We start from the raw sequence: 24599 nt of genomic DNA on the forward strand, positions 1-24599 counted from the left end.
CCTCCTACACGCGTATTTGCATAATTCGATGAATTAGCCAGAAACAAAAGGATAAAACGGCAAGGCCGATGGTCAGCAGGACATATCCGCCTCCCCTGTACAACGGCTTCATATAATCAGGGGCAAAAGCGCTCAGAAAACCAAGGAAGGCGAACGGGACAGCCATCATAATCCGGGCTTCAAAACGCTTCTGCGCAAGCAGAACGGAAATTTCCTGTTTGACCTCCAACTTTTCGCCGATCGTCTGCGAGGTCCGTTTCATTACTTCGACCAGATCCCCGCCGGAGCGTTTGCATACGGCAAATACGTCGGCAAATTGCGTAATGTCGTCCAGATGGGCACGCTTAGCCAAGCTGTGAAGCGCCTGCTCAAGAGGTTCCGCGTTATCGAGCCGATACTTGATAATCTGGAATTCGTGCAGAAGCTCCGTATTCGGATCCGGGTACAGCAGCTTAAGGTCATCAATCGTTGCCAAAAAGGCATTTTCAACCGACCGGCCGGCCGCCAGCGACGATGCCAGGGAATACAAGGCCTCTTTGAATTGCAGCTGCAGCCTTTCCTTCCGCCGGACAAGCAAGAAGGACTTGAACAGTCGAGGCGCAGCCAGGCCTCCCACGGCAAACAAACTAGATACAATAAAGGAATGATAGATGAGGTAGACAGCAGCAAATAGAATAGCGAATCCAACGGCTGCCGATCCCATAAACTGCTTATAAGACAACTGGTAATGGTTATAGTCCTGGTGCGGCTTCACGTTGGTTAACGGCATACTGCGCCGCGCGCCAGCCCGAAAGGAAGAGTCCCAACCGCACCATTCAAGCACTCTTGCTGCGAGAGGCGCAGCTCGAATTACGGGCATATCGCATCCTCCTCTGCCAGCTTAATTCCGGCCATCCTCAGCTTATCGGTATGGCAGAGCTTATTATCGGTACGCTTAAGCCTGCCGATTACTCTGCCGTCTTCCTCCCCTTCCTCTTCAAATTGGAACAGCGGCCGGACGGCAATCTCTCCATCCTCCATCCCGACAACCTCGCAAATTTCCGTGACGCGTCGGGAGCGGTCCCTAAAACGAGACAAATGGATCACAATGTCCAAAGCCGATGCGATTTGCTTGCGGATAACCTGAACCGGCATTTCCGCCGCGCTCATGACCATCGTCTCCAGCCGGGACATCATGTCCCGGGGACCGTTACTATGGCCGGTGGACATGCTCCCCGCATGGCCAGTATTCATGGCCGCCAACATATCCAAAGCCTCTCCGCCGCGTACCTCGCCAACAATAATGCGGTTTGGACGCATCCGAAGCGATGCCCTGATCAGATCGCGGATTGCGATCTCTCCTTTACCCTCGGTATTGGCATTCCGCGTCTCAAGGGAAACAAGATTGGGAACGCTCCGGATTTGCAGCTCGGCGGAATCTTCAATCGTAACTAAACGCTCATCCCGGGGGATGTATTGGGATAGAGCATTAAGAAAAGTTGTTTTACCCGTCCCGGTTCCGCCGCTTATAAAAATGTTGTATTGCGCTTTTGTCAGCAGCTGCAAAAAAATAGCCGCTTCCCCGGTTAATGCTCCCTTCGTTACAAGCTCGTCCATCGTCAGCGGCTGTTCCGGAAATTTACGAATCGTCATCGCGGGTCCCCTTAGCGCAACAGGCGGCAGCACGATATGAACACGCGAGCCATCCTTTAGACGGGCGTCGACGATCGGAGAAGATTCATTGACGACCCGGTTCACGCTTGCAACAATAGACTGAATGAGATCCTCCAGTCTCTCCTTGCTTTCAAAAGCCGAGGGCAGCAGACTAAGCCGGCCGTTTCGTTCGATAAAGATCTCCGAATGATGGTTGATCATGACTTCCGTCACCGTCGGATCATCCATTAGCGGCTGCAAAATATCAAGTCCCCGGAACGAGTGAAACAGACGCCGAACCAGCGAAGCCAGCTCCGAAGCGGTTAGGGGATGGCTGCTGCTCCAGGAAAATACAGCCTGCTCCACGATTGCCGTTAATTGCTCGTCCGTTACCGAGCCGGAGTAATCAAGCCGGTCCTTAATCCGGTTTTTTAATTCAAGGACCGCTTCATCCGTTAGCAATCGGCTCACCTCCCTCCTCCTTCACCAGCTGCCGGTACAGCCGTTCCACGGCGGCCATATACGGAGGCGATGAAAGAACAGCGGCTGCGCCTTTGCCCATTACGGCCGTATCGGGAAGGAAAGCACAAGCCGGCTTGAATATGCTTCGTTTTGCATGAAGCTGGCCGTCACTGCGGTTTACAACCAGCTGCAGCCGGGGCTTCAGCAAGCGGAACCGCTCTCCGAAACGCTGCATGCCGTACTGATAAGCCAGCTGGCTCTTGCGCTGAACCGCCGGATCCTCCGTTACAAGCCAAATGATCTGATGACTAAGCTCCATTACGGCCAAATGAAGCTCATCCAGTCCTTCATCCAGATCAATAACGATAAGATCGTATTGACCGGTTGCCGCGACGGCCCGGACGATAGCATCAGCATCCGTGGCTTGAAGCGTCATCCGGTCTTCCGCATTCGAACAAGGCAGAATATAATCCGCGCGCAAAAGCGCATGACGCTTGCTGTGCCGCCCAAGCCACTCTCCAACCTTGTCCGGATGCGTTTGAAGGATGTACAGCAGTTGAGACAAGCCTTCATCGCCGTGAGCCGCCCCTCGCTCCAGCCAGGTATCCATCGCATTCCAGCGTTCCAGATTGACATAAAATACGCGCTGACCGTTATTTGCCGCTGTATGAACCAGCTGTCTGGCTAATGTTGTTTTCCCGACGCCGCCTGACGCTGAATAAACGGTGATGGCTTGCACAGTCTGCTCTCTGTCAGTCCCCTGTACAGCTGGGGCCATGATGGAAGCCATCCCCTGCAGTAAACCCGGCAGAGCCTGATATTGAAGCAGTTCGCAATAGGCCGGAAATTGGCCCGGCGCCATGACAAGCGCCCCAATCGGGACCCCTTCCGGCAATACCCCGGCAGCCGCCTCCAGCATGTAAGGCTGTGCGGCGATTCCGTGAACCGGATAGCCCGATTTCAGAAACTGAACAAACGCCTCCGCATGGGTGAAAATCGTCAACTGCCATTGCTCGCTGAACGGGCTGTCTCGCACGTAATCAGCCAGTCTCTTCACATAGTCCTGCTCCTTGACCGCAATCACCAATTGCTGTCTCACCTGCCTGCTCCTGCCTTTCTTCCGGCAAACGCAAAAAAACACCGTAAAAGGCGCAGTTTACCTGCGGCCTTCTACGGTGCTTCCGTACATGTGCCGATTCAATTTATTGTACAAATATTACCACTTCGTCCAAATGCCCGTCAACTAAAACATCATAAAAAAGCTAAAAACTTTTTTCGAAAAAGGATACAAATCGTATCAACATGTGCTATAATAAGAAACGTAACGTATCTCATTACATATCGAGGTACCTGAACCATAAGGAGGAGGTGAAAGTATGAAAAAAGTATGGGAAGCTCCTGCATTGGAAGTACTTGATGTTAAAATGACTTTCGACGGTGATATTGAAAGCTTCAACCACAAACCTGGCAGCAAAAAGTGGTAATTGTTCATTAAAATAGACAAAGAACCCGTTTATCCTCGGATAAACGGGTTCTTTGTCTAGCTGTTGCTTTGCAAATGCTCAGGGACAAAATAAAAAAGCCTATGCTTAGGCATTGGCTTAGGATTGATAACTTAAGAGTTTCCTGAAGGTACCACGCGTCTCCATGGACAGCTGCGTATATCCTCCCTGCTGAACAACTGTTCCTTGTTCCAGTACAATAACCTGATCGGCGTGCCTAATCGTGGATAAACGATGCGCAATTACGATGATGGTCATTGTTCCGTGCAGCATGTCCAGCGCCTCTTTTATTTGCACTTCATTCTCTCCGTCAAGAGCACTGGTCGCTTCATCAAGCACCAGAATGGAAGGTTTCCGCAAGATGGCGCGTGCCAGCACTATACGTTGTCTTTCTCCGCCCGACAGCCGGACTCCCCGATCTCCGATTACCGTATCTAGGCCTTGAGGCAGCTTGCGTACGAACTCATCCGAGGCCGAGAACCGCAACGCTTCCCACATTTCAGCTTCCGTAGCGCTTGGCACAACCAGCTGCAAATTTTCACGAAGACTGCCATGGAATAAAAAAGGATCTTGTGACACATAGCCAATGGCATTCCTGTAAGGATACATTTGTCCTTCATTAAGTTCCTTACCGTCAATAAGCAGCTTCCCCTCGTCGGGTTGAATCAGTCCCATTAGCAAATCAACAAGCGTACTTTTACCCGCACCAGATTTTCCGACAATAGCAGTCATCTGGTTAGCCGGTATCCTAATATCAATATGGCTTAATGCGGATTTCGAATTCTCTTTATCATACCGGTATGATACGTTGCTGCAAGAAATACTGTCTTTGATTGAATAAGAAGATGCATCTTCCTTGGCCTCTTGCGAAAAATGCTTTTCTTGCGCAAGCCCGCTATCCCTCTGTAGATCCGACAACACCTTCATTGCCGGCAGCTGGGACATGATTCGTTCAAGACTGGACTGAATGGTGATGAAATGCGGCCACAGACGAGTAAAGATCAGTACAATCAGAATCAACTGCTCAGCCGGAACTTGCAGCAGATGAATAGATACGTAAGCGAATAAAGCAATTAATAGAACGGATGAGGACCGGTACAGAAACTGCGAATTGGCATAGACGCGGTAAGCCTTTACATAGTTGCTCTCGATTCGGCCGCATAATTCTACGAATTTTCGGATATGCGAACGCTCCAGAAGATTGCTTTTAATATCCTTAATGCCGTTAAAATGATCGCTTAAATCAGCAAAATAGCTTTTAAATAGCTGCGAAGCCTCTTTGCCAAGCTTGGATGATTTTCTCACGAATCGTCGTGATACTAGCGAAAGCAGCAGACCGCTTATAATGATAATGGATGTCAGCTTGGCCGACAGCCACATGGCAAAACCGATTTGGATAAGAGTAAATGCTGCAGCCGAGGTTAAAGTCAGTAGCAGATTGATGCCATTGCTCACCCGGTTCAGCTCCGTAGAAAGAATCTGATTGTAGTCAGAGTTTCTTCGGCCCAGAAAAAATTCCCATTTCGCCTTTAGCAGCGCCTCATGGGTTTCCGCTCTCAACTGTCGAATATAACGTTGTTCTATCTTGGTCGCCAATATGAATTGATTGCGCTGCAGGAGCGCCTGCCCTCCTACAAGAAGGACATAAACAAACAAAACGATTGGCAGATTCAACGGCATATTCCAGGATTTCAACTGATTCATGGCTTCATCGACAAACGGAACGGAACTTATATCCATATCAAAAGCGCCAATAATGCTTAGAAGCGGAATGATAAGAAAAATCCCAATACCCTCCAAAGCACTAACAAAAATCATTAACACCAGATGAAGATAAATCCGATTACCGGAAGAGGCGTACAATTTTTTGAGAAGCAAAATCATATCTCTCAACGGTATCTCTCCTTTCTATACAGCCTGCCGTTTAACTTGCCGCCAGAACCACAAGAAAGGGCGGAGAGGAAAATAAAGAAAATGCAGTGATTTAGGCAGAGGCAATAACAGCATATCTTTGGAGCTTGGATACATTTTGTTTGAAATATATAGCAGCCTTTGCTTGGAAGTCATCGTTGAGAGTAAATACCGGTTATAAGCAACAGCGATTTCTTTCGTTTCCGGTTTCGGAAAAAGCACAACCTCTTGGCGAATAAAGATAGTCGCCATTTGAGCGAGTTTGCGTGCTTTGGGATGCTGCGACAAAACAAATGCTTCCTCAGGAAGCAAGCTGCCAAGGAGATTGCTTGACAGCACCATTGCTTTTCCGCCCAATATACTGCTTTTGCTAAAATCAAACAGCTGAAGGACCCGATTCCAGTTCATGAATCTTCCAAGCATCCGGTCTATATCGAGCAACCATCTCAGACTAGTCCAGGCATGCCTCGTACCGTGTAGGATTAGATAAACAAACAGGTCCTCATTACCAAGCGTATACATGTTTTTATTCAGCGTGCTTGGCTGCCTGCGACTCCATAATTCGTCAAACGCCGGCTCAATAACCGTATCTGGATTTAGACTCCAGTGCAGCTCAATCTCAACATTTTTTTGAGGATGCATATACGAAATATGATGTGTTTTTCGCTCTGTATTGCCGAATACTTCTGCTGTATCATCATATTCCTCGCCACGGACGTAACCGGCTTCCACTAAAATATTGACCGCTTTATCCCAATCCGCCTTTGACACAAGAATGTCCAGATCGCCTGATGTTCGCCCTGAAATATCGCCATACAGCATATCAGCCAGCACAGGCCCCTTAAGAACCAGCATTCGAATACCCTGGGCAGCAAAAAGTCCGTTCATTCGTTCCAGCTCTGACCGTAAATGCAGCATCTCCATTGTGTTTCGGGTATACATCGTTTTAAGCTGTTTCATCACATGATCAGGCGTCCAGCTCTTTTGCGAATTAAGTTTCACTAGTATCGGATAAAGTACCGGGAAAGTCTCATGATACAAAGCTATTCGAAAAAACTGCTGCCAATCCAAATGGCTTGATAATTGAATAGCCTCATCCATCTCAAGCGGCATATCGGACCGCAGCAACTGCAGCATAAAGTTCAGTTCATTTGAGAATAAGCTCATATCCAACATTTGAGGGCGGTTCATCTCTAATTCTCCCCTTGGTTTTCTTGACTAACGTTCAAGTAAGTTCCCAAAGATGCCGACAACGGTGTATCGGTTCATAATATCTGCGCCGGTAACATAATGCGGACCTGTGCGGAGCCAAGCGTGTGCAGTCATCTTTCCCTCATAGTTTTTTGTTGTGCCCAGATACAAAGTACTTTCGATTTGCCGTTTCTCGAGCATTTTCATGCAAGCAATCGCCATAACAAGGCATTTGCTCTCCCATAAGGTATACCGGCTCATAATCCGGATTGCATCTGCAATCCTATGGATAAGCTCCTCATTTTTTTCAGTCATTTGGAATGAAGTTTCCAGAAGTGAAACCCCGAGTCCCGGAGCTACTTTTGCAAACGGCAGCGCTTTTAAGATTCTGGCCCACCCGAGATAAACAAAAGCTTCCAGCAGCAGCAGCTTCATATCCGAGGCGAGAAAAGCACGGAGCTTCCTCATGGGACTACGCCCCAGTGTTAACAATCAACCCTTGCTCCGCCAATTGCTGCAGAAATGCCGATACTTGTCTCAAGCAAGCGTCCTTGTCAATTTCGTACTCTTCGCACAGCTTATTAACAATCTCGTCTGCAGTAGTCGGTTCCGCAAGATGCTCCCAGATTGCTCCGCCTGTTTGGCCAAGGTTATAATATTTACCGCTTTGAATGCTCATCATCACTTTTTCTCCGCCCATATCACTGACAAGGAAACCTTCAGCCCTCATGATATTCCCGCTTATCACAATATTGTTCATAACAAAACAACCTCTCCTTCTGTCACCGTATTTATAATTTTTTTCACTAGATCAGGTGCTGTAAACCCATGAATAGGCCTTTTTAACTGGTAGAAAGGCACGGAAAGAGCAATTTTGGCGGCAATTGCGAATAACCACTGTTCCATCTTCATTTCCTTCAGCAGCTTATCCAAAAAGGAGTGATACCGGATTAATTGAATGCGTTCCAGCGGTTTCATCGGCTTCATCATAATTTGAGGAATATCCGCTTTTTCCAGCTCAAAAATACCCGAAAGCAGAACCGGTTCCCTGGCGAATTGATCTCTGACTGGGACAGCATATTTATCGTAACTCTCCAGAATGGAATCATAATTGGCGGTTTCCAGTTCAAAATAATCCATGCTTTGCTTCCAGAGCTTCTGCTGCGGATATCCCGGATACGCGGTCAGTGAGTTGTTGCTCTCGTTGAATCTTATTCCAACTATATCATCGCTGAGCAGCTGGTAGCCTGCATGCCTAAACGCCGTTCCTAGCGTAGACTTCCCTGCTCCGCAATCCCCAAGTATAGCGTAGGCCTTACCGTCAATAACAACACCGCTTGCATGCAGAGGCACCATTCCTCTGCGGATAAGGATAATCGCACAGCATGCCCCCAGAATGTATAATCGATATTCTCTGGGATCTGCCCCTTTCTCCGGCATCATTTGGATCAGATGATTACCAACAACGCGATATACGGCTACGTCTGGTACTCGGATTACCACTTCATCGTGTTCCGCATGCTCCAATTGATCTTCACTCCAGCCGGAAACAAAACCGCTTAAATCGGCAAGCTCGATAATTACGTCCGGTTCTCCATCTATTTCATCCCATAATTCCGGCAATTCTATTTCGCTGGCCAACCGCAATCCATATGCCGAATAAAGCTTTTTATCCAACAGTCCATTGTCCATAATGGCTCTCACCTCTCCGAGTTTCATGATACTAATTGTAGCAAAACACTTTATAAAAATCAACAAAATGTATCACAGTAGACATAACTATCTCCCAATAGGAAGACCTGCCTCCACCCCATAATGCTTCAAGCCATTGCCAAGCGGATCTATAGCCCCTTGCAGACTCGATAATATTCGCTCAATAAAGTAGCTTTCATTAAAGGTTTCCGCATATTCTCTAATTCGCTGTGAATCCCATTTGATTCCGTTGAAATTTTGAAGAGCTACCATTAACGATCCCGCGGTTTGGTTATTAAAAAACATCCCGTTTAAACCGGGTTTGATCGTATCCAATGCTCCTCCCGCTTGAAACGCAATAACCGGCCTGCCGCAGGCATTAGCTTCAAGCGGCGTAATTCCGAAGTCCTCAAGGCCGGGAAACAGCAATGCCCTGCATTTCTGCATATAATGGACAACCTCTTCGTCGCTTCTTCGGCCCAAAAATTGAACGGTTGGTCCGGCCATGGCTTCAAGCCGCTGCCGATCATCTCCGTCTCCTATTACCACCAGCTTGAGTCCGAGCCGTGAACAGGCTTCCACTGCAATATCAATCTTCTTGTAAGAAACAAGTCTAGAGACAATTAGAAAATAATCCTCCTGCTTCCCCGTACCGATGGAGAATCTCTCGATCTCAACAGGCGGGAAGATGACCGTAGACTCTAGTCCATAAAATTTGCTTATTCTGTCTTTAACGATACTCGAGTTTGCCACCAGCCGGTCCACATGCTTCGAGTTCGTTTTGTCCCAAACGCGTAAAGGATAGGTGAGACATTTGGCTGCCAGCTTCCTTAGCCTTGATACCCTCACATTCTCGATATAGCCCTCGAAGTTCCAAGCAAACCGCATCGGGGAGTGGCAGTAGCATAAATGAACCGCATGATCCGGTTTGCGAATCCCTTTGGCATAAGCACTGCTGGAACTAATAATAATGTCATAATTTTTCAATTTCATTGACCGGACGGCTAAAGGATACAGCCAAAAGTAAAGCTTGAAATCTCTAAGAATATTCGGAATATGCTGCATCCATGTCGTTACGATATGGGCATCCTTAAGCTCTGGCAGCAGCTTCTCCCGGTCAACTATGGTGGTATAGATGGGTGCATCAGGAAACAGCTTGTGCATAACGCCAACAACTCTCTCCGCCCCGCCCATTTGATTCAAGTAATCATGAACTATGGCTATCCGATAATTCATTTCGCCACCCCCTTGGATTGCCGGAGCTCTTCAGCCTTGCCGAGAACTCCGTTTATTGCTTGCCGATAAATCTGCTCGGTCTTAGCTGCTGCCTGTTCAATAGAAAAATGCTCCTTGATTCGGTCCATGCTGTTCATACTGATTTGCTTGTACAGCTGTTTATCCCCTTCAATCGCCTTAATACGATGAACAAGCTCTAAAATATTGCCGGTTGCATAGAGCATCCCGCTTTGGCCATGCTGTATAATTTCCGATACTCCGCCCCCGCTGGTCGCAACAACTGGCGTTCCCTGCGCCATTGCTTCAATAATGACCCTGCCGAACGGTTCATTCTCCGAGCAAAGCAGCAACAGGTCAGCAGCACAGCAAACCTCGTCTATATCTTCGCGAAATCCTGTGAAACGGACATATTTTTCCACTTTAAGCTGCTCTGCCAGAAGGTGCAGCTCCTCCAAATACCTTTCATTTTCTTCTCTGAATTTGGGTTCACCTACAATCCATAAATAACTCTCCTTCCCCTCTTCAAGTAGGGCATGCAATGCCCGAATTGCATCCGCCTGTCTTTTCCAAGGCGCGATTTGTCCAATAATTGTCATGACACGACCTTCCTGAGGTGTGTTTAATTCCGTCCGGATTTTTTCCCGGCTATAAGCCTTTTCCTTTTCCGTATATTCGCTAAGAACGGTACCGTTATGCACAAGATGTACCCGGTTGCCAAGCTTTTTATAGTCCCGCATAACGGGCTCGGATATGGCAATAACCGATTGTGCGGCAAGCGAGGCATAGAGCCGGATCGTTTTGCCAATCAACCCTTTGGGCGGAATATCGTGAAGATGCCATACGACGGGGATACGGTGACGCCAGTAAAACAAGGAAGCCATCATCCCCGCCCGCAGCGAATTGGCATGAATGACATCCGCTTTTTGCTCCGCTGCCGCTTTCGCCAATTGATAACCCGCCCTGACCATACCGGCTGCTCCTGCTGCCAGACGAAAAGGGTTACGGCTAAGCCTGGCATTATAGCTGGGCAGAGGCACAACCTCAAACCAATCCTTCCTGGCCCTATCAAGCAGCTCGCCTTCAGGCGCAAAAATAATCGGATGAGCTTTCGTATAATGCTTCGCGGTTACCATGAGATTAATCTCCGCTCCACTAACAGCGCTTGTATGATTATAATAGGCGACCCTCATCCAATAGCCCCTCCTTTTCTCCGCATCTCCCTGGCATCCTGGAATACCTCCGTCACTGCCGCTGCCACACTGCTCCAAGTATATCTCTGAAGGACATGCTGCCTGCATGCTTCCCTTGAGGGAATTGCCAGACGTCCGTTTAAGGCTTCAACGATCCTTGCGCTCATAGCCTCCGCCGATCCGTCTTTGAATAACAAGTCCGGGGCAAATCGTCCTAAGATTTCATTTGTCCCGCCGAACGGGGTGCCAAAAACCGGGGTTCCGCAGGCCATGGACTCGATCGTAACCAATCCGAACCCTTCCAGCGTAATCGTTGGCACAACGCTATAGTCGGCCGCCTGATACCATTCCACCAGTTCGTCGTTTGACACCCTTCCTAGCATTTTTACATAATCTTGCAGCCGGAGCCGGCTAATCTGCGCTTCGTAATCGCTCCGCATTGCACCATCGCCTGCAATATAAAGCCTGGTCCCAGGGTGTGCCTGTACGACAGCCTGCATCGCGTCGATTAACCGATCGATGCCCATCCGGCGGACTATCCGCCGCGCGCAGAACAACAGTTTTTGTCCGGATTCAATCCCAAGTCTTTGGCGAAGGGCTCCCCGATCCTGATGAGGTTTGAACCTTTCATGCTCGACAGCACCGGGTATTATATGAATTTTGCGGTGATCTATTCCGTAGCTGTTCGATAAGATGTCCCGAAAATATTCGCTTAGCACGATAAAACGGTCGGAACGACGGTAGGTAAGCTGCTCTACCTGCTTTTTAAGAAGATACCTCGCTTCCCGTACGATACGGGGCTTGCCGTCTTCCTCCATCTTGGATTCAAGAGCCCATGGTCCATGAAAATGGGTGACAATCGGGATATGGTCAGGCAGCGACTGTCTGGACACCATTGAAGCGTACAAAGCAAAATGCGGATTAAAAATATCAGGATGAAACGTCTTTAAGGCTTGCATCGTATGCTGCCGTACCGATCGGATGCGGGACAGCAGTCCGGTTGCATGCGTCACTGTATTGGCTACATTCAAATTTGTATGAAGCTTAACACCCGGCTCGCTCACGACAAGCCCGAGCTCCGCATGTCCAAACTCCTTCATGGCGTTCGTGTAATCAACGAAATAACGATTCAACCCCCCGGGCTGCTGCTCATTCCATCCCAGTCCTGTCGTTAATACATTCATGAATGATCACTCTCTTCATCCTACTTATCGATTTAAGACCTCTCTATAGATATGGAGCGTTTCTTCCGCTACCCGCTGCACTTTGTAAAATTCAAGGCCTTCTTTGGCGCGCATGCGGAAATATTCTCTCCTTTCCGCATTCTCCAGCAGTTCAATAACAGCTTCCGCAAGCTTTGCAGGCTGCTTGGGCGGAACAAGTATTCCGGATCCTCCATGATCAAGTGCTTCCGGAATGCCGTCTACCCCCGTTGCCACGATTGCGCAGCCCGCTTCCCTTGCCTCGATGAGGACAAGCGGAAACGGGTCTTTGTGAGAAGCTAGCACAAATACATCTGCAGCATGCATGTATGGGGCAGGATCTTGCTGAAAGCCTTCAAATTTTATCTGATTTCGGTAGATGGACGACGCAGCCTGTTCCTCAAACAACGCTCGGTCGGGACCCTCGCCAACAATATAGAGGCAAACATCCTTCATCTTGGCCGCAATTAGCTCAAAGGCCTCTATTAAATCGCCAATACCTTTCCGAGTGTATAGCCCTGCTACCGTGACAATAGTCAAACCTTTATGCTCGAACATAGAGGATTCCCTTAATTTTCTGGGACTTCCAACGGTTCCGTTCCGGACTACCTTTAACTTATTTTGCCGAATTCCCCGTGCGGCCATTGATTTGGCTACAGCGTCACTAACGGCGATAACGGCATCCCCAACCCTCATCAGATCGGCATGTTTCTGAAACTCATTATGAACATGCGTTACGATTTTGTAGGAATTCAGTCCTTTCAAATATCTGGAGAGTAAAGCTCCTGTCATCATATGAGCATGGATAATATCCGGACGAATCTGTCTCATCAGCGAACGGAATTGAAAAAAGGCCCGCAGTATCGAGGCGGGTCTTCTTGTCTGGTCGAGTGTATAATGAGTAACCCCATGTCTATAAAGCAATGGCTCATAGCTGCCTCCACCGGAGACGACTGCTACTTCATGTCCCATTCCGGCCTGCTCGCAGGCTAAATCCACCATGACATTTACGATGCCGTTGCCCGCCTCCTGGACATGATTAGCGATATGTACAATTTTCATCCGACCGTCCTCCCGCGCAATTCTTCGTAGAAACGGATTGCTTCCCCGGCGATCCGGCTCCAGTCGTGCTGCTGCGCTGTCTCGTAAGCCTTAAGCCTAATCGCGTATAATCTCTCGGGCTCCTCAAGCAATTGCTTTAGACTGCTAATGATGGCTCCTGAGTCTCGTGCCGGAATGATAAGAGCATCTTCGTTATCCTGAAGAAATTGGCCGGTCTTAAAGGATGTAACCGGGGCAAGCCCGCAAGCCATCGCTTCAATTAAGGATAACGGGTATCCTTCCGATAAAGTCGGCAGCAGCTTGATATGGTGACCGGAAAGCAGCGCGGGAAGCTCGTTATGGTTATAACTTGGCACCACGCGAATCCGGGAATGGACTGCTGGATCATAATCGGCCAGAACCGTTCCGGCCTGACATCCCGTCCCGATAAACGAAAGTTCAACTTGCGGATATTCTCGTAAGATGACGTTCATCGCATCTGCCGTATATTTAATCCCCTTGCGCAGAATATAACTTCCGACCTGCGCAATCCGAACCGGCTCATCCGGTTGAATAACGGAAGGCGAGACCGGCAATCCGAGAAAATCGGCCGGCAAGCCATTTCTGACAAGCCGCGTTCGGGCTTCTTTTACCTTTAATCTGGATACGGCATAAAGGTAATCCTGCTGGTTCAGGAACAACGCGCCATCCGCCTTTCGGAAAGATACGGCTACCTCCCATAAGCGCAAGCCGCCATGATAAAGCGGATATTTCCAAGAGAGCTTTATATTCCCCCGCTTATGCTCTTCCAGCAGCCCCTCATGCATCGTATGCTCCAGTCCGTGACTTCTGGTAACAAGCGCAGGCTCCTTCCTCTTATTCCTGAACAAGCTCCATATCCAGGCATCGCCGCTTGAGGCATCAACGATATCCAGTTCTGTTCCCGAGCGCCGTATATGCAAGAACAAATAAAAGGGAAAGAGGATGCCTTTTAATTTTCCAGGCAGGTAGGCCGGCAGATTATCGTAGGAGAATACGGTTACCCGGTGACCGGATTGCTCATACTGCCTCAATAATTGGTAGGTGGCATTCGCCGCCCCTGCATTGATATCCATCTCATGATGAATGGATAAGAGAATATTCATAACAAGGCCCCCTCTTTATCCGCAGCTTTTGAACGCTTCCGGTTCAATTGCTCCTTCACCCAAAGCCAATCCTCAGTGTCAAACAAGAAAGAGGACCAGCTTGTTCCAAGCTCCAGACGGTATAGCAGCAAAATGAACAAAAAGTTTGCTGCCGCCGAGATCAACAGTGAATAGGCCGCTCCAATAATTCCGAAATGCGGAGTCATCAGGTTGATTAATAGGACGTTCATGATTAAGGAAGCAACCTTAAGCATGGTGACCCTGCCCGGCTTATCGGTCGCCATAAAGCCTTGGGCGAGCGTCCAGGTTGCGCTGCCGATAGCGGCTTGAATGATTAGAATCCGGAAAATCGGGATGGCGTCCTCAAAGGATTTTCCGTATAGCAGCATTAATCCAAGAGGTGCACACGCAATGGCCGCCAGGACAAGAACGATTGTTATAACCGAACTGATCCGGTACACCTTCAGCGTCAGCTGGATAGCATCGCTTTGGTTTAATCCCGAGGCCTGCGGGAACAAAACGGAAACAACCGAAGCCTGAATGATATCCAGCATCTTGGACAGGTTCAAGGCAACCAAATAGATGCCTAGACTAACGGGTGACAGCAAGCCAACAACCAGTACCTGATCGATATAAAAAGATAACGTCCCCGCCAGGTCTGTTCCGTACGAACGTATGCCGTACTGCACCAGCTGCCTGGATGATTGCATAATCCCTTTTTGCCTGAAGGAGTAGATCTTGAGCATCCTGACCATAATCCAGACAGACAGCGGAATCGTTGGCGCAAGATAAGCGAGGGACGTATAAAACGGATTAACCTGTCCCGCGAGAACCAGCGCAAACAGCAGGATTAATGTAATGACATTGGGTAAATAACGTATCCGGTTAAATAAGGCATACTCTTCGCGGGCTTGCAGCACGGCGTTATTGATCGCCCCGAGAAGGCCAAACGGAACCAGGATAAGCGCCCAGCAGGCGAACTGTACTTTATCGGCGGAATAACCGTCCATCCAGCCCGGAAGGAAGATCAATCCTCCGATCATAGACATGGTTCCAAGCCCAAAGCACATCCAGAGGGAAGCCAGGAAGAGGGAGCCCTGATCGCTTTCTTTCTGCTTCATATAGTAAATAATGGAGGATGGCAGTCCCAGTGTCACGATATAAGAGAGAAGCTGGGGCCACATGATCATAGCCGCCTGCTCGCCTCTGCCTTCCGGTCCGAGGAATCTGGCAATAATAACGCCTGTCAGTGTATTCAAGAAGAGAATAAATACATTCGATGCAAAGATTTGCGCGATGTATCCGATGCTGTCCTTACGCTTCAACATGTTTAGCAGAGCCATATCGTTATTCCTTTCACGACTCGGCGGCCGTCATCGTTTTGCGGCTCGCCGTTTCTTCCATTAACCGGCTGTAATGACGCGCCATATGCTTCCAGGACTGGCTTCTGGCGATTTGCGCTGCCTGTTCGCCCATTTGCTTCAGCCGGAGACGGTTCGAAGCGCAAAACCTGATGGCTTCTGTCAAGGCTTGGCTGTCATCCGGATCGTCCAGAATAATGGCGGCTTCATCATTCATCAGTTCAACGGCACCGCAATTGCGGCTGGCTATGACCGGGAGACCGGCCGCCATGGCTTCCAGCAGAACAAGCGCAAACGGCTCGTAGCGGGAAGGATACACGAACAGATCCGCAGCGGACATGAGATCCGCCATATCCTTGCGGTATCCGAGAAAATGTACCCGGTCCTTCAGTCCAAGCTCAGATGCCATGTGCGGATAGCTGCTGCCCTCCGTCCATCCGACTACCAGCAGGTGAACATTCGGAACCTCAACCAGTGCCTTAAGGACAGTATCCAGATTTTTGCGGGAAGAGCGGATATCGCCGGCAAACATCGCATAGACCGTCTCCTCGGAAAGCTTAAGCGTCTCGCGCTTGATCTGCCGGGGATAGAACTCCTCTAAATCTACGCCATTACGAATGACTGCAATCCTCTCCGGCCCTACTCCGGCGTGGTGAACCAATTCCTGCTTCACCTGGTCGGACACCGCAACAATTGTACGGGAACGTTTCATCGCGAATAGTTCGAGGCTGCGATTTAGTCTCGTATATATGTATTGGTAGAAAGACGCGAAGCTTCTCCGTTCCCGGAAGGGATGATAGCGGGAGGCAAGCCATGCGCTATGAACGAAATGCATGCAGTTCATATCAGAGCGGGCGTACGTAACAAAGCCGTTAATAACCGTATAATCAATACGGGAACGAAGTCTCATCAACAATAAAGTAGATCCAATAGCAAAAACTTGGTTTCTCAGCAGCTCAGTTGGCCAACCATTAACGGATACTCTCTTCCATGCCACCTGCGGGTGGTTTTTTAAATCCTCGGATAATTCGGAAGCAATAATAACGATGTCATGTCCCAGGGCAATCGCCTCCTGAATAACCTCGTAATTCACGCGCCCCTGTCCATCGCCTTTTTTCACCTTATGGGTGACGAAGCAAATTTTCATGATTCACCTTCTCTTCCGGATCCATAAAAATCATAGCTACTAGAAACCAGATACATACTCCCCCCACGCCAGACAAAATATTGCTGCTTAGCAACAGGACCATAACGGCCACCATCGTCCCGAAAGCAAGGTGATAATATTCAGGACGCCCCTTCTTACCCTTAAAGGCAAAAGCCAGCAGAAATAATAAAAGTCCGATAAGAAACAATCCGCCGGGAAGACCAAACGTGTAAAAAATATTCAAATAACCATTATCGAAATCCTGCAAGGCTTTCTGACTGTTGAACTTGGCAGTAAGCCCCGTACTGCCAAGGCCGTTGCCGAGCGGATTAGACGTAATGGAGGACGAGATTTGCGTCGAGAAAGCAAGGCGTTCCTTATAGGAAGTATCTTCGCTCAAATTGCCGAAAGTTTGAAAACGCGTGGTAATAGCATCTGAACCCGGCAAGCTGGGAAGCACGAATTGATAGAACATCAGCAGGACAACCAGCACCGCCATCAGCTTCATTTTGTTTTGGGATTTGGCCTGCATGAAATAAACGATAATCATCGCTGCAAGTCCGATCCAGCTGCTACGGACGAGCGTAATAAGCAAGGTAAAAGCGACGATTAGAATGCCGGCAAATCCAAGTACCCGCCATTTTTTGTTCATCACCATCACAGCAAGAGTGAACGAAAAAAACACGCCCGCCGGACCAGGCGAATTGAGGGTAGAAAACACCCTCACCATCATCGGCTCCGGATGACCGATGGAAGTCATCTCCGAGTTAAGCATCCAGAAAGCATCCCAAGGAGGAATAAAGAAATACTGGATAATCCCGTATATTGCAACGATTACCGCAATACTGGAAAGGCTCCTCAGCCATATATCTCTGTCGGAGCTTTTGAAATGACCGACATTGACGTACGGAATAACAAGCAGCGGAGCCAGGTAGTTGATAAAATCGAACCCGACCGCAACTCCGCCAAACCTCGGCAGCCCAATAGTAAGTCCGTAAAGAAAAACAAAAATGGCCGTTAAAAGGACCCCCCTTGCAACACGGGTTAGCTTCCTGAAATTTTTAACAATCGGGATCAGCATCGTGAGACTTACAAGTATGGGCGCCAATGCCATAATCGGAGTATCGCTGTAGGAGTTGTAAGACCAGTCAAGCAAGCGGCGCAGCTCCGGGTAAACCGACCAGACAGCCAGCATGTACGGTAAATAGACTACCGGCTTGACCTGCTGAATAAATAAGGCAACCAGCGTAAGCAAAAGGACTACCGATAGCTGCCAGAGGTCCTGAAATAAAGAAGTTTTGGCACTCAAGATACCGATCAGCGCAATAACGAGCAATGCTCCAACCGCGCTGACCATTCTTTGAAGGACAGTCTTGGTTAAGCCTATGAATTTATCGACATTTTCCAAGTTCTCCAACCGTCCCATCTGCCTCTGAATGTGGAATAAAGCTTACGGATTGCAGTGCCTCCTTCACGGGGAACCGTCCGTATTAGCTGCAATAGTCCCGGTGAAGGGCTGCTGCCCACCGAAATGGCCCAAATGATATACATTAATCTTCTAAAAGCGTTGGAATGCTTCAAAATCATATACGTTTCGTTATGCGCCATATTCATGCAGGCCGTTTCATTAAACCGATTGCGTTTATCTTCGTCGAACCGTTCCGCAGGATAATGGTTTACGCATACGCTTGGATCGTAACGAAGCAGCCAGCCGCCTTGCTTCACGAGAAGACTGACCCCGATTTCGAGATGAACCTGCGCACCGTTACCCCGAAGCCGTTCATCAAACCGGATGCCGTCAACCGCTTCTCTGCGAAAGCTCATATTTGCCCCTTTCAAGATATCAACCTCTCTTGGAGAGCCAATTCCGATATGATGGTTACCGGTCATTCTTCCAAACCACGAGAGCTTCCCGACCGTATGCGCTTCTCCGTACTCCAGCCTTCCGGAATGGTACACCCAATCCTTCCCGCCAAGTCCGCCCAGCAGCTTATCATCTTCAAAATGCTTTTCAATTCTCGCAAGCCAATCCGGGTAAGCTACCGTATCATCGTCCGTGATGACAATGATATCGCCGGAGGCTTCCTTTAACCCCGCGTTATAGGCGGCCACCGCCCCGGGAACGGAAACAAGTACGGACTTAAGAAACGGCTCTTGCAATGAACCGCGGAGGAACTCCAAGGTGTCTTGATCGGTATCCCGTGCTACTATACAGATTTCATCCGGCTGCCGCTGCTGCTTGGACAGCCCGTCCAGACAATTCCTTAAGCTGTGTACACGCTTGTATGTAGGAATGACGACGCTGATTCTCATTGGAACCTCACCAGTCCTTTACACGTTTTAAAAAAACTAGCTATATCCTCTTGCCAAGCAAGAAGACATAGCTAGCCTTTTAAAAAAAGCAGGCATTTAACCTGTCCTCACATCGCACCACCGACAAAAATGTCTAAGGTCATTCAAGACCCACAGCGCGACCGAGTGCCTACAGTGATAAAGGTCCAGTAGACATTACCTCTTCTGCCGCGCCCGGTGCAGCCTAATTCCTAATTGCCATAATATTTCATGAAGGAAATATCCTGCCGTTTCATCTGGTTAAACACAGCCCCGATAATACGGGCTTGAACAAAATCGAGCCTTTCCTTCGCTTTTCGTACGTACGCCTTCTTCACTTTTCCCGCATGGACCACGAGCAAAGCTCCGTCGCATAACGAACTGATTATGAGACTGTCCGTTACAGCCAATACCGGCGGCGTATCAAACAAAATAAGATCATAGCTCTCTTTGAGCTCTTGGATTAAACCTTTCATTCTTGACGTTCCCAGCAGCTCCGCCGGGTTAGGCGGGGTCGGACCGGAAGTAATCAGCGATAGGTTAACGACTCCGCTGTCTTTCACAACTTCATCCAGCGTACTCATCCCGGTTAACAAATCGGTCAAGCCTTGACGGTTCGTCTGGGAGAAGATCCGGTGCACGCTGGGCTTTCGCAGATCCGCATCAATAAGCAGAACCCGTTTTCCTTCCATCGCGTAAGCGACGGCCAAATTGCTGATAACCGTAGACTTGCCTTCCCCTGTCTGAGCCGATGTGACCATCAGCAGCTGAATCCTCGAATCCACCGATGAGTACTGTATATTGGTGCGAAGAGTACGGTAAGCTTCAGACACAACAGAGCTTGGATTGATTAGCACAACTAACCGGTTGTTATTGGTTGAGCGATACATAAGAGCCGTCACCCGCTTCTTTTCTAATTGGAACCTGTTCGCCGTGCCTGTTTTTGAAATCTTCCTTTCTCATTTTGCCCATTGCAGCTAGGAGAGGTATGCCGAGAAGTTCCTTTAGCTCTTCTTCGTTCTTAAGCGTGTCGTCCATAAAGTGCAGGATAAAGACCAGCGCCACAGCAACCATGAAGGACAAAATGAAAGCCATTAGAACACTCATGAATGTATTGATGTTCACCGGATCATGCGAAAGACCGTCATTGATCTTAGCTTCATTTAATATGGTGATATTATCCACATTCATAATGTGAGGAATTTGTTCTTTAAACACTTGGGAAATGGCGTTTACGGTTTCCGCAGCGGCTTCATAAGAGGTGGACCAATAAGTGAGGTTAAGTACTTGTGAGTTGGCCGAGGAACTGACCGCAAGCGTAGAGGCCATTTGATTAGCGGAATCTTGAATTTTCGGATATTGCTGAGACACCTTATCCAGTATGGCGGAAGAAACGATAATCTCCTTGTAAGAATCCATCAACATAAGATTTGTCTGAAGCAAACCCACACTGGGGTAACCTTGTTGATTCATATTGGCAGACTGATTAACAATCAATTTTGCATTCGCTTCGTAAATAGGGGTTGTATAGTAGTAGCTTTTTATACCGGATGCCGCACAGGCTAGCACAACAAGGATAAGGATGAGCCACCACTTTTTTAGTACGATTCTAAGATATTTTTTAATTTCCACTTACGCACCTCCGCCGGCACTTTTGAATTGATACGTTCTGTATATATACAACTTTATGATACAATTAGTAGCATGTCAAGCATTATTACACGCCAAAAACCGACCCTCCTTTCTCGAGAGGACCGGTTTTGATTAGAGGACCATATTAAGTCAACGTTGTAATCTGCAGATTTCCGTTAACCAACTCGACTTTTCCTCTTGCCCCTGTCGCTTTATCCGTAAGGATAATAGAATCAACCGTTTCTATTGCCTGTTTCGTATAAACGTGATTGTACGGGGAGAATGCTCCGTTATAATCATACGATACCATCACAGCAGCCAAATAAGTGGGCTGGGTTGCGGAAAGATCGAAGAACGACGCGGAATAAGCGCTTGTATTTGGTGCATATTGCTCCCGGCAAGTAATTTTTGTCCATTGGTTTACCGGTACTTCAAAGGTGTTGTCATACAAGGTTGCGAAATTTCCGAATTCAAGACGGCTGCGGTACCTAGCCTGAGGGGAGAGAATGAAATACTCAAATCCAATGTAACGATTCGTATCAACGGAAAGCGGGGACGGGTTAAATGAAATGCCCACAAACGGATTGCTTGAGCCGTTTGGCGTAATTTTAAGAACGCCTGAAACCGTCTTATCGGTATACATCTTCATCTCGCTGCTAAACGGAACCGGCAGCGTCTCCAAATTGGTAATCATGGACAGACTTACACCCGTACCGGCTACAATATTCCAATTCTTAAGCAATTCCGGATTTACGATTAGATTGCCATGACTGACCGGATTATTCGCTTTGGCGTGAATAGATTCCCCAACCGCCAACGGTGTTGAATACAGGAGGGCCGCCTCTACATTCCGTTGCAGGATTCGAATATAAGCCGGCTGCAGTCCCGTTAATATATTATCTTTATCCAGCACATTAATGACCGCTGTTCCAGCTGCCCCCGGAGCATTGGATTTGATAACCACTCCTTCGGTATTATCGAACTTGGCATTTGCGACTGTTCCAAGGAAAACTCCGTAGCTTTGCTTAACCGATTTATCCTTTAAAGTGTCGGGAAGGGCATAATATTCTGAAGAGGTAGGATCAATGGAGGACCAGGACATTCCGAAACCGGACATATATAGCCCGCCGGTAATAGACTTTGGCAATAAACGGATGGCTGCTTCTCCTATTTGTTCGAACCTAACGGATTCCATTGTGCCGCTGAGCCCTCCGACAGATGCATTACCGTAGGTATCCGAATCGATAACTTGATAGATTCCGTATGGCGAATATCCCATATGCACGCGTTTCATTGTAGCGTTAAATCCGCCAAAGTGGCCGACATGCTCCTTGATCCCAATCATAATGCAGCAAAAAGCTCCGGTTATTCCGCCGCCCTCAATGTAGTAGTCCTCGCTGTTCTTCATGCAGTAAAGACCAATCAGGCCGTTCCATGTGCAATCGTATGAGGTTACATGCCCGTCGGTGCTGTTCAACAATAAACCTACCTTCACCTGCTTGGTACCGATGCTCCGGAAGATAGGCTTAGCCCCTCCCGCCACCTCAATCGCCGCGGTACCGGCCGCAAACATACTGTAGGAGTCTTGATCATATAAGCTTTTGTTTATCCACGTAGACAAATTGCGGGAGTTGTAGCCGACCGGTCCAATGATCGCGAAATTCTCAAAATTCGCATCCACTCCCGCATTTTCGATCCGGATACACGGCAGTAGATCCGTCTTTGTATCAAGAGGATCCCAAACAAGCAAAGAGCCTGATTGTCCATCGTCCAAATAATTAGCCACGCCATACATCCCGCGGGAATTATTAGTAATCGTCTGCCGTATCCGGTATTTGCCCACCGGGATAAAGATGCGGAACTTCTTGTTGCACAGATCCATCGCTGCCTGGAACGCGGCTGTGTCGTCCGCAACCCCATCGCCTACAGCTCCAAACCATGCCGGATAAATATCGCCTACCTTTGGCGTCCCCGCAATGCTCCCCCCAGCTGTAATGTCAAAGATCCAATCATAAAGACTGGCTGCTATGGTTCCGTTTACAGTAATCGTAACCCCTTTTGCCGGCTTCAGCCGGGCGCCGCGGGCAAACTCCAGCCTCTTGTTTGGGGGTATCGTTATGCTCTTCTCTATCAGATATACGCCGGGCGGAACAAAAATCGCGGTTGTTGCCGTGTCGTTGACTGCCGTAAGGAGTGCATTATAGCTGCCGGCAGCACTGCTGGCATCAGCTCCCTTCCACCGAATGTCCATCCCTCGCGCGCCAAGCTCGTTGTCAAGTGCAGTAAAGTTTGCGTTTAATTCGGATGGTTTGACCGTTTCGGATGTTCCCCAGATGTTCATGCCCATGTTGCTTGTTTTACCAGTCGCCATACATCCTCCCCCTTTCTTCTCCTCCTTCCATATATGCACTCAATATAGCAACGGCAACCGCGAATAGCCCTCCTTCATAGATTAGATTTATTTAATAGAAAAGCGCATTGCCCTCCGTATGGAGAAAAATGCGCCAGCGAGATATTTTCGTATATTCCTACATATTCGTACAGTGCTCTTCGACTTCTTCCCAAGTATTGTACAGCTCGACAAGCCGGCTGTCCTCGCCCCCGTTGCCCGATTGTACAATGATAATCTCAAGCTCGGACACCGCCCGGATGCTGTGCAGCGTCTTCATCGGGATATGAAGCACATTGCCTGCCCTCACCCGCATATAATTGCCGTTCTGAATGAACTCGCCTTCGCCCTTTACGATGGTCCATACTTCTTCCCGGTTAATATGCAGCTGATAGCTGATGTTGCGCCCCTGCAGAATTCCCACACGCTTCGTTATTACCGAACGGCCGTCATCATAGCGTTGATCATCCAGAATTCGTGTCCAGCCCCAGCTCCGCTCCTCGAACATCGGCCCTTGATTATAATTAATGAAGTCCTTCACTCTTGGGCTGGCGCTTTTGTCCGCCACGAGAATACCGTCCGGGCTAACCGCCACCACCACATTCGATAAGCCAAGAATGGATACAGGTATATCAATCTCGTTAATCAGATGAGTGTTTGCGCTATCCTCGCTGATCATGCCTTTGCCGATGAGACGGTTGCCCATCTCTTCCGTTAACGTATTCCAGGTGCCAAGATCCTTCCAATACCCTTCATACGGACGCACGACAATCTGTTCCGTCCGCTCAACCACTTCATAGTCAAAGCTGACCTTGGGCAGAGTATGATATTGCCGGACGAGCTCCTTATAATGAAGAGGCAGCCCTTTCTGCTCCAGCAGCCTAATGAGGAAGCCAAGCTTAAACGCAAATACGCCGCAATTCCAGAGCGCATCGTACTCTTCTATTAGCCGGGCCGCGCGTTGTTCCGACGGCTTCTCTTCAAACCGGTTCACCTGGCGATAACCGGCCTCATCCCGTCTGCCTGATGCAGAGGGTACGATATAACCATATTTGGAGGAGGGATAGGTTGGCTTCACGCCAATTAATGCAAGATTTGCTTCGGAGTCATTCAGAACAGCTTCCAGCTGCTTGACCTCGTCAAAGAAACGGCCTTCCACGTATGGATCAACCGGCAGAATCGCAATCACTTCGTCTAGTCCGACTTCTTGCTCCGAATAGAGATAAGCAGCCGTTAATGCAATTGCCGCAAACGTATCCCTGCGTTCCGGTTCGATAATTAACGGCACATGGCTGCCGATCTGATTATGCATCATTTCAATCTGGGATTTGCCGGTAGCGATATAGCTGCAGTCGCCAAGTCCCCGCTCCGTAATCTGCCCCCATACCCGCTGTACCATCGACACGAGCTGATGCCGTTCATCCTCGAGCACCTTTAGGAACTGCTTGGAGCGGGCATCATTGGAAAGCGGCCACAGCCTTTTTCCCGACCCTCCCGACAACAGAACAAGCTTCATTCAAGACTCCTCCGTTCGC

Annotated in this window: 22 protein-coding genes; 1 reads left to right on the forward strand and 21 read right to left on the reverse strand. The window is 48.7% G+C overall.

Features of this window, described 5'->3' with window-relative positions:
- Positions 1–4: 4 nt before the first annotated feature.
- From WFK81_RS20535 to WFK81_RS20545, 3 genes are read right to left on the reverse strand one after another with little or no spacing between them, the layout of a single operon-like run.
- Positions 5–859 carry a type II secretion system F family protein gene (locus tag WFK81_RS20535; RefSeq protein ID WP_336788232.1) on the reverse strand — a complete coding sequence of 285 codons (855 nt, stop codon included), beginning with the start codon at positions 857–859 and terminating at the stop codon, positions 5–7.
- Positions 850–2103 (reverse strand): CpaF family protein, encoded by a 1254-nt coding sequence (locus tag WFK81_RS20540; RefSeq protein WP_336788233.1) that lies wholly within the window; start codon positions 2101–2103, stop codon positions 850–852. Before WFK81_RS20540 ends, WFK81_RS20535 begins: the two co-directional genes overlap by 10 nt.
- Complete coding sequence (locus WFK81_RS20545) at positions 2081–3193, reverse strand: AAA family ATPase (protein ID WP_336788234.1); 1113 nt, start codon at positions 3191–3193, stop codon at positions 2081–2083. The genes WFK81_RS20540 and WFK81_RS20545 overlap by 23 nt, the downstream gene beginning before the upstream one ends.
- Positions 3194–3470: 277 nt before the next feature.
- On the opposite strand from WFK81_RS20545, the gene WFK81_RS20550 reads away from it, so the two are divergent.
- Complete coding sequence (locus WFK81_RS20550) at positions 3471–3578, forward strand: paeninodin family lasso peptide (protein WP_336788235.1); 108 nt, start codon at positions 3471–3473, stop codon at positions 3576–3578.
- 117 nt (positions 3579–3695) lie between these two features.
- On the opposite strand, the gene WFK81_RS20555 is transcribed toward WFK81_RS20550, so the two are convergent.
- From WFK81_RS20555 to WFK81_RS20640, 18 genes are all read right to left on the reverse strand, one after another.
- Positions 3696–5489, reverse strand: a complete 1794-nt coding sequence (locus WFK81_RS20555) for an ABC transporter ATP-binding protein (RefSeq protein WP_336788236.1) — start codon at positions 5487–5489, stop codon at positions 3696–3698.
- Between the two features lie 15 nt (positions 5490–5504).
- Entirely contained in the window at positions 5505–6620 is a 1116-nt protein-coding gene (locus WFK81_RS20560) for a nucleotidyltransferase domain-containing protein (protein ID WP_336788237.1), read from the reverse strand.
- Between the two features lie 105 nt (positions 6621–6725).
- The gene (locus tag WFK81_RS20565; RefSeq protein ID WP_336788238.1) at positions 6726–7166 is read right to left on the reverse strand and encodes a lasso peptide biosynthesis B2 protein; all 441 of its coding nucleotides are present in this window, start codon (positions 7164–7166) and stop codon (positions 6726–6728) included.
- A 4-nt stretch (positions 7167–7170) separates the two neighbouring features.
- Positions 7171–7458 carry a lasso peptide biosynthesis PqqD family chaperone gene (locus WFK81_RS20570; protein ID WP_336788239.1) on the reverse strand — a complete coding sequence of 96 codons (288 nt, stop codon included), beginning with the start codon at positions 7456–7458 and terminating at the stop codon, positions 7171–7173.
- The gene (locus WFK81_RS20575; protein WP_336788240.1) at positions 7455–8456 is read right to left on the reverse strand and encodes an aldolase; all 1002 of its coding nucleotides are present in this window, start codon (positions 8454–8456) and stop codon (positions 7455–7457) included. The genes WFK81_RS20570 and WFK81_RS20575 overlap by 4 nt, the downstream gene beginning before the upstream one ends.
- 21 nt (positions 8457–8477) lie before the next feature.
- A complete protein-coding gene (locus tag WFK81_RS20580; RefSeq protein ID WP_336788241.1) occupies positions 8478–9626 on the reverse strand; it encodes a glycosyltransferase in 1149 nt (382 codons plus the stop codon).
- On the reverse strand, positions 9623–10816 hold the full coding sequence (locus WFK81_RS20585; protein ID WP_336788242.1) for a glycosyltransferase family 4 protein: 1194 nt from the start codon (positions 10814–10816) through the stop codon (positions 9623–9625). Before WFK81_RS20585 ends, WFK81_RS20580 begins: the two co-directional genes overlap by 4 nt.
- On the reverse strand, positions 10813–12000 hold the full coding sequence (locus WFK81_RS20590) for a glycosyltransferase family 4 protein (protein ID WP_336788243.1): 1188 nt from the start codon (positions 11998–12000) through the stop codon (positions 10813–10815). Before WFK81_RS20590 ends, WFK81_RS20585 begins: the two co-directional genes overlap by 4 nt.
- Before the next feature lie 24 nt (positions 12001–12024).
- A complete protein-coding gene (locus WFK81_RS20595; RefSeq protein WP_336788244.1) occupies positions 12025–13080 on the reverse strand; it encodes a glycosyltransferase family 4 protein in 1056 nt (351 codons plus the stop codon).
- On the reverse strand, positions 13077–14204 hold the full coding sequence (locus WFK81_RS20600; RefSeq protein WP_336788245.1) for a glycosyltransferase family 4 protein: 1128 nt from the start codon (positions 14202–14204) through the stop codon (positions 13077–13079). The genes WFK81_RS20595 and WFK81_RS20600 overlap by 4 nt, the downstream gene beginning before the upstream one ends.
- The gene (locus WFK81_RS20605; RefSeq protein ID WP_336788246.1) at positions 14201–15532 is read right to left on the reverse strand and encodes a lipopolysaccharide biosynthesis protein; all 1332 of its coding nucleotides are present in this window, start codon (positions 15530–15532) and stop codon (positions 14201–14203) included. Before WFK81_RS20605 ends, WFK81_RS20600 begins: the two co-directional genes overlap by 4 nt.
- 28 nt (positions 15533–15560) lie before the next feature.
- Positions 15561–16712: a glycosyltransferase family 4 protein gene (locus tag WFK81_RS20610; RefSeq protein ID WP_336788247.1), complete on the reverse strand. Its 1152-nt coding sequence runs from the start codon at positions 16710–16712 to the stop codon at positions 15561–15563.
- Positions 16687–18120 carry an O-antigen ligase family protein gene (locus WFK81_RS20615; protein WP_336788248.1) on the reverse strand — a complete coding sequence of 478 codons (1434 nt, stop codon included), beginning with the start codon at positions 18118–18120 and terminating at the stop codon, positions 16687–16689. The genes WFK81_RS20610 and WFK81_RS20615 overlap by 26 nt, the downstream gene beginning before the upstream one ends.
- Positions 18096–19025: a glycosyltransferase family 2 protein gene (locus WFK81_RS20620; protein ID WP_336788249.1), complete on the reverse strand. Its 930-nt coding sequence runs from the start codon at positions 19023–19025 to the stop codon at positions 18096–18098. The genes WFK81_RS20615 and WFK81_RS20620 overlap by 25 nt, the downstream gene beginning before the upstream one ends.
- Before the next feature lie 230 nt (positions 19026–19255).
- Positions 19256–19933 carry a CpsD/CapB family tyrosine-protein kinase gene (locus WFK81_RS20625; RefSeq protein WP_336788250.1) on the reverse strand — a complete coding sequence of 226 codons (678 nt, stop codon included), beginning with the start codon at positions 19931–19933 and terminating at the stop codon, positions 19256–19258.
- Positions 19914–20675, reverse strand: coding sequence for a YveK family protein (locus WFK81_RS20630; protein WP_336788251.1), 762 nt, complete (start codon positions 20673–20675; stop codon positions 19914–19916). Before WFK81_RS20630 ends, WFK81_RS20625 begins: the two co-directional genes overlap by 20 nt.
- 145 nt (positions 20676–20820) lie before the next feature.
- Positions 20821–23046, reverse strand: coding sequence for a glycosyl hydrolase family 28-related protein (locus tag WFK81_RS20635; protein WP_336788252.1), 2226 nt, complete (start codon positions 23044–23046; stop codon positions 20821–20823).
- Between the two features lie 157 nt (positions 23047–23203).
- Positions 23204–24580: a sugar phosphate nucleotidyltransferase gene (locus WFK81_RS20640; RefSeq protein WP_336788253.1), complete on the reverse strand. Its 1377-nt coding sequence runs from the start codon at positions 24578–24580 to the stop codon at positions 23204–23206.
- Positions 24581–24599 lie beyond the last annotated feature (19 nt).

Source organism: Paenibacillus sp. MMO-177 (assembly GCF_037147795.1).
In the GTDB taxonomy this organism is placed as follows: Bacteria; Bacillota; Bacilli; order Paenibacillales; family Paenibacillaceae; genus Pristimantibacillus.

Bases quoted from the DNA above. Each gene is read 5' to 3' on its own strand.
- WFK81_RS20535 (WP_336788232.1), bottom strand. From the start codon at position 859: ATGCCCGTAATTCGAGCTGCGCCTCTCGCAGCAAGAGTGCTTGAATGG.
- WFK81_RS20550 (WP_336788235.1), top strand. From the start codon at position 3,471: ATGAAAAAAGTATGGGAAGCTCCTGCATTGGAAGTACTTGATGTTAAA.
- WFK81_RS20560 (WP_336788237.1), bottom strand. From the start codon at position 6,620: ATGCCGCTTGAGATGGATGAGGCTATTCAATTATCAAGCCATTTGGAT.
- WFK81_RS20565 (WP_336788238.1), bottom strand. From the start codon at position 7,166: ATGAGGAAGCTCCGTGCTTTTCTCGCCTCGGATATGAAGCTGCTGCTG.
- WFK81_RS20570 (WP_336788239.1), bottom strand. From the start codon at position 7,458: ATGAACAATATTGTGATAAGCGGGAATATCATGAGGGCTGAAGGTTTC.
- WFK81_RS20580 (WP_336788241.1), bottom strand. From the start codon at position 9,626: ATGAATTATCGGATAGCCATAGTTCATGATTACTTGAATCAAATGGGC.
- WFK81_RS20585 (WP_336788242.1), bottom strand. From the start codon at position 10,816: ATGAGGGTCGCCTATTATAATCATACAAGCGCTGTTAGTGGAGCGGAG.
- WFK81_RS20590 (WP_336788243.1), bottom strand. From the start codon at position 12,000: ATGAATGTATTAACGACAGGACTGGGATGGAATGAGCAGCAGCCCGGG.
- WFK81_RS20595 (WP_336788244.1), bottom strand. From the start codon at position 13,080: ATGAAAATTGTACATATCGCTAATCATGTCCAGGAGGCGGGCAACGGC.
- WFK81_RS20600 (WP_336788245.1), bottom strand. From the start codon at position 14,204: ATGAATATTCTCTTATCCATTCATCATGAGATGGATATCAATGCAGGG.
- WFK81_RS20605 (WP_336788246.1), bottom strand. From the start codon at position 15,532: ATGTTGAAGCGTAAGGACAGCATCGGATACATCGCGCAAATCTTTGCA.
- WFK81_RS20610 (WP_336788247.1), bottom strand. From the start codon at position 16,712: ATGAAAATTTGCTTCGTCACCCATAAGGTGAAAAAAGGCGATGGACAG.
- WFK81_RS20620 (WP_336788249.1), bottom strand. From the start codon at position 19,025: ATGAGAATCAGCGTCGTCATTCCTACATACAAGCGTGTACACAGCTTA.
- WFK81_RS20625 (WP_336788250.1), bottom strand. From the start codon at position 19,933: ATGTATCGCTCAACCAATAACAACCGGTTAGTTGTGCTAATCAATCCA.
- WFK81_RS20635 (WP_336788252.1), bottom strand. From the start codon at position 23,046: ATGGCGACTGGTAAAACAAGCAACATGGGCATGAACATCTGGGGAACA.
- WFK81_RS20640 (WP_336788253.1), bottom strand. From the start codon at position 24,580: ATGAAGCTTGTTCTGTTGTCGGGAGGGTCGGGAAAAAGGCTGTGGCCG.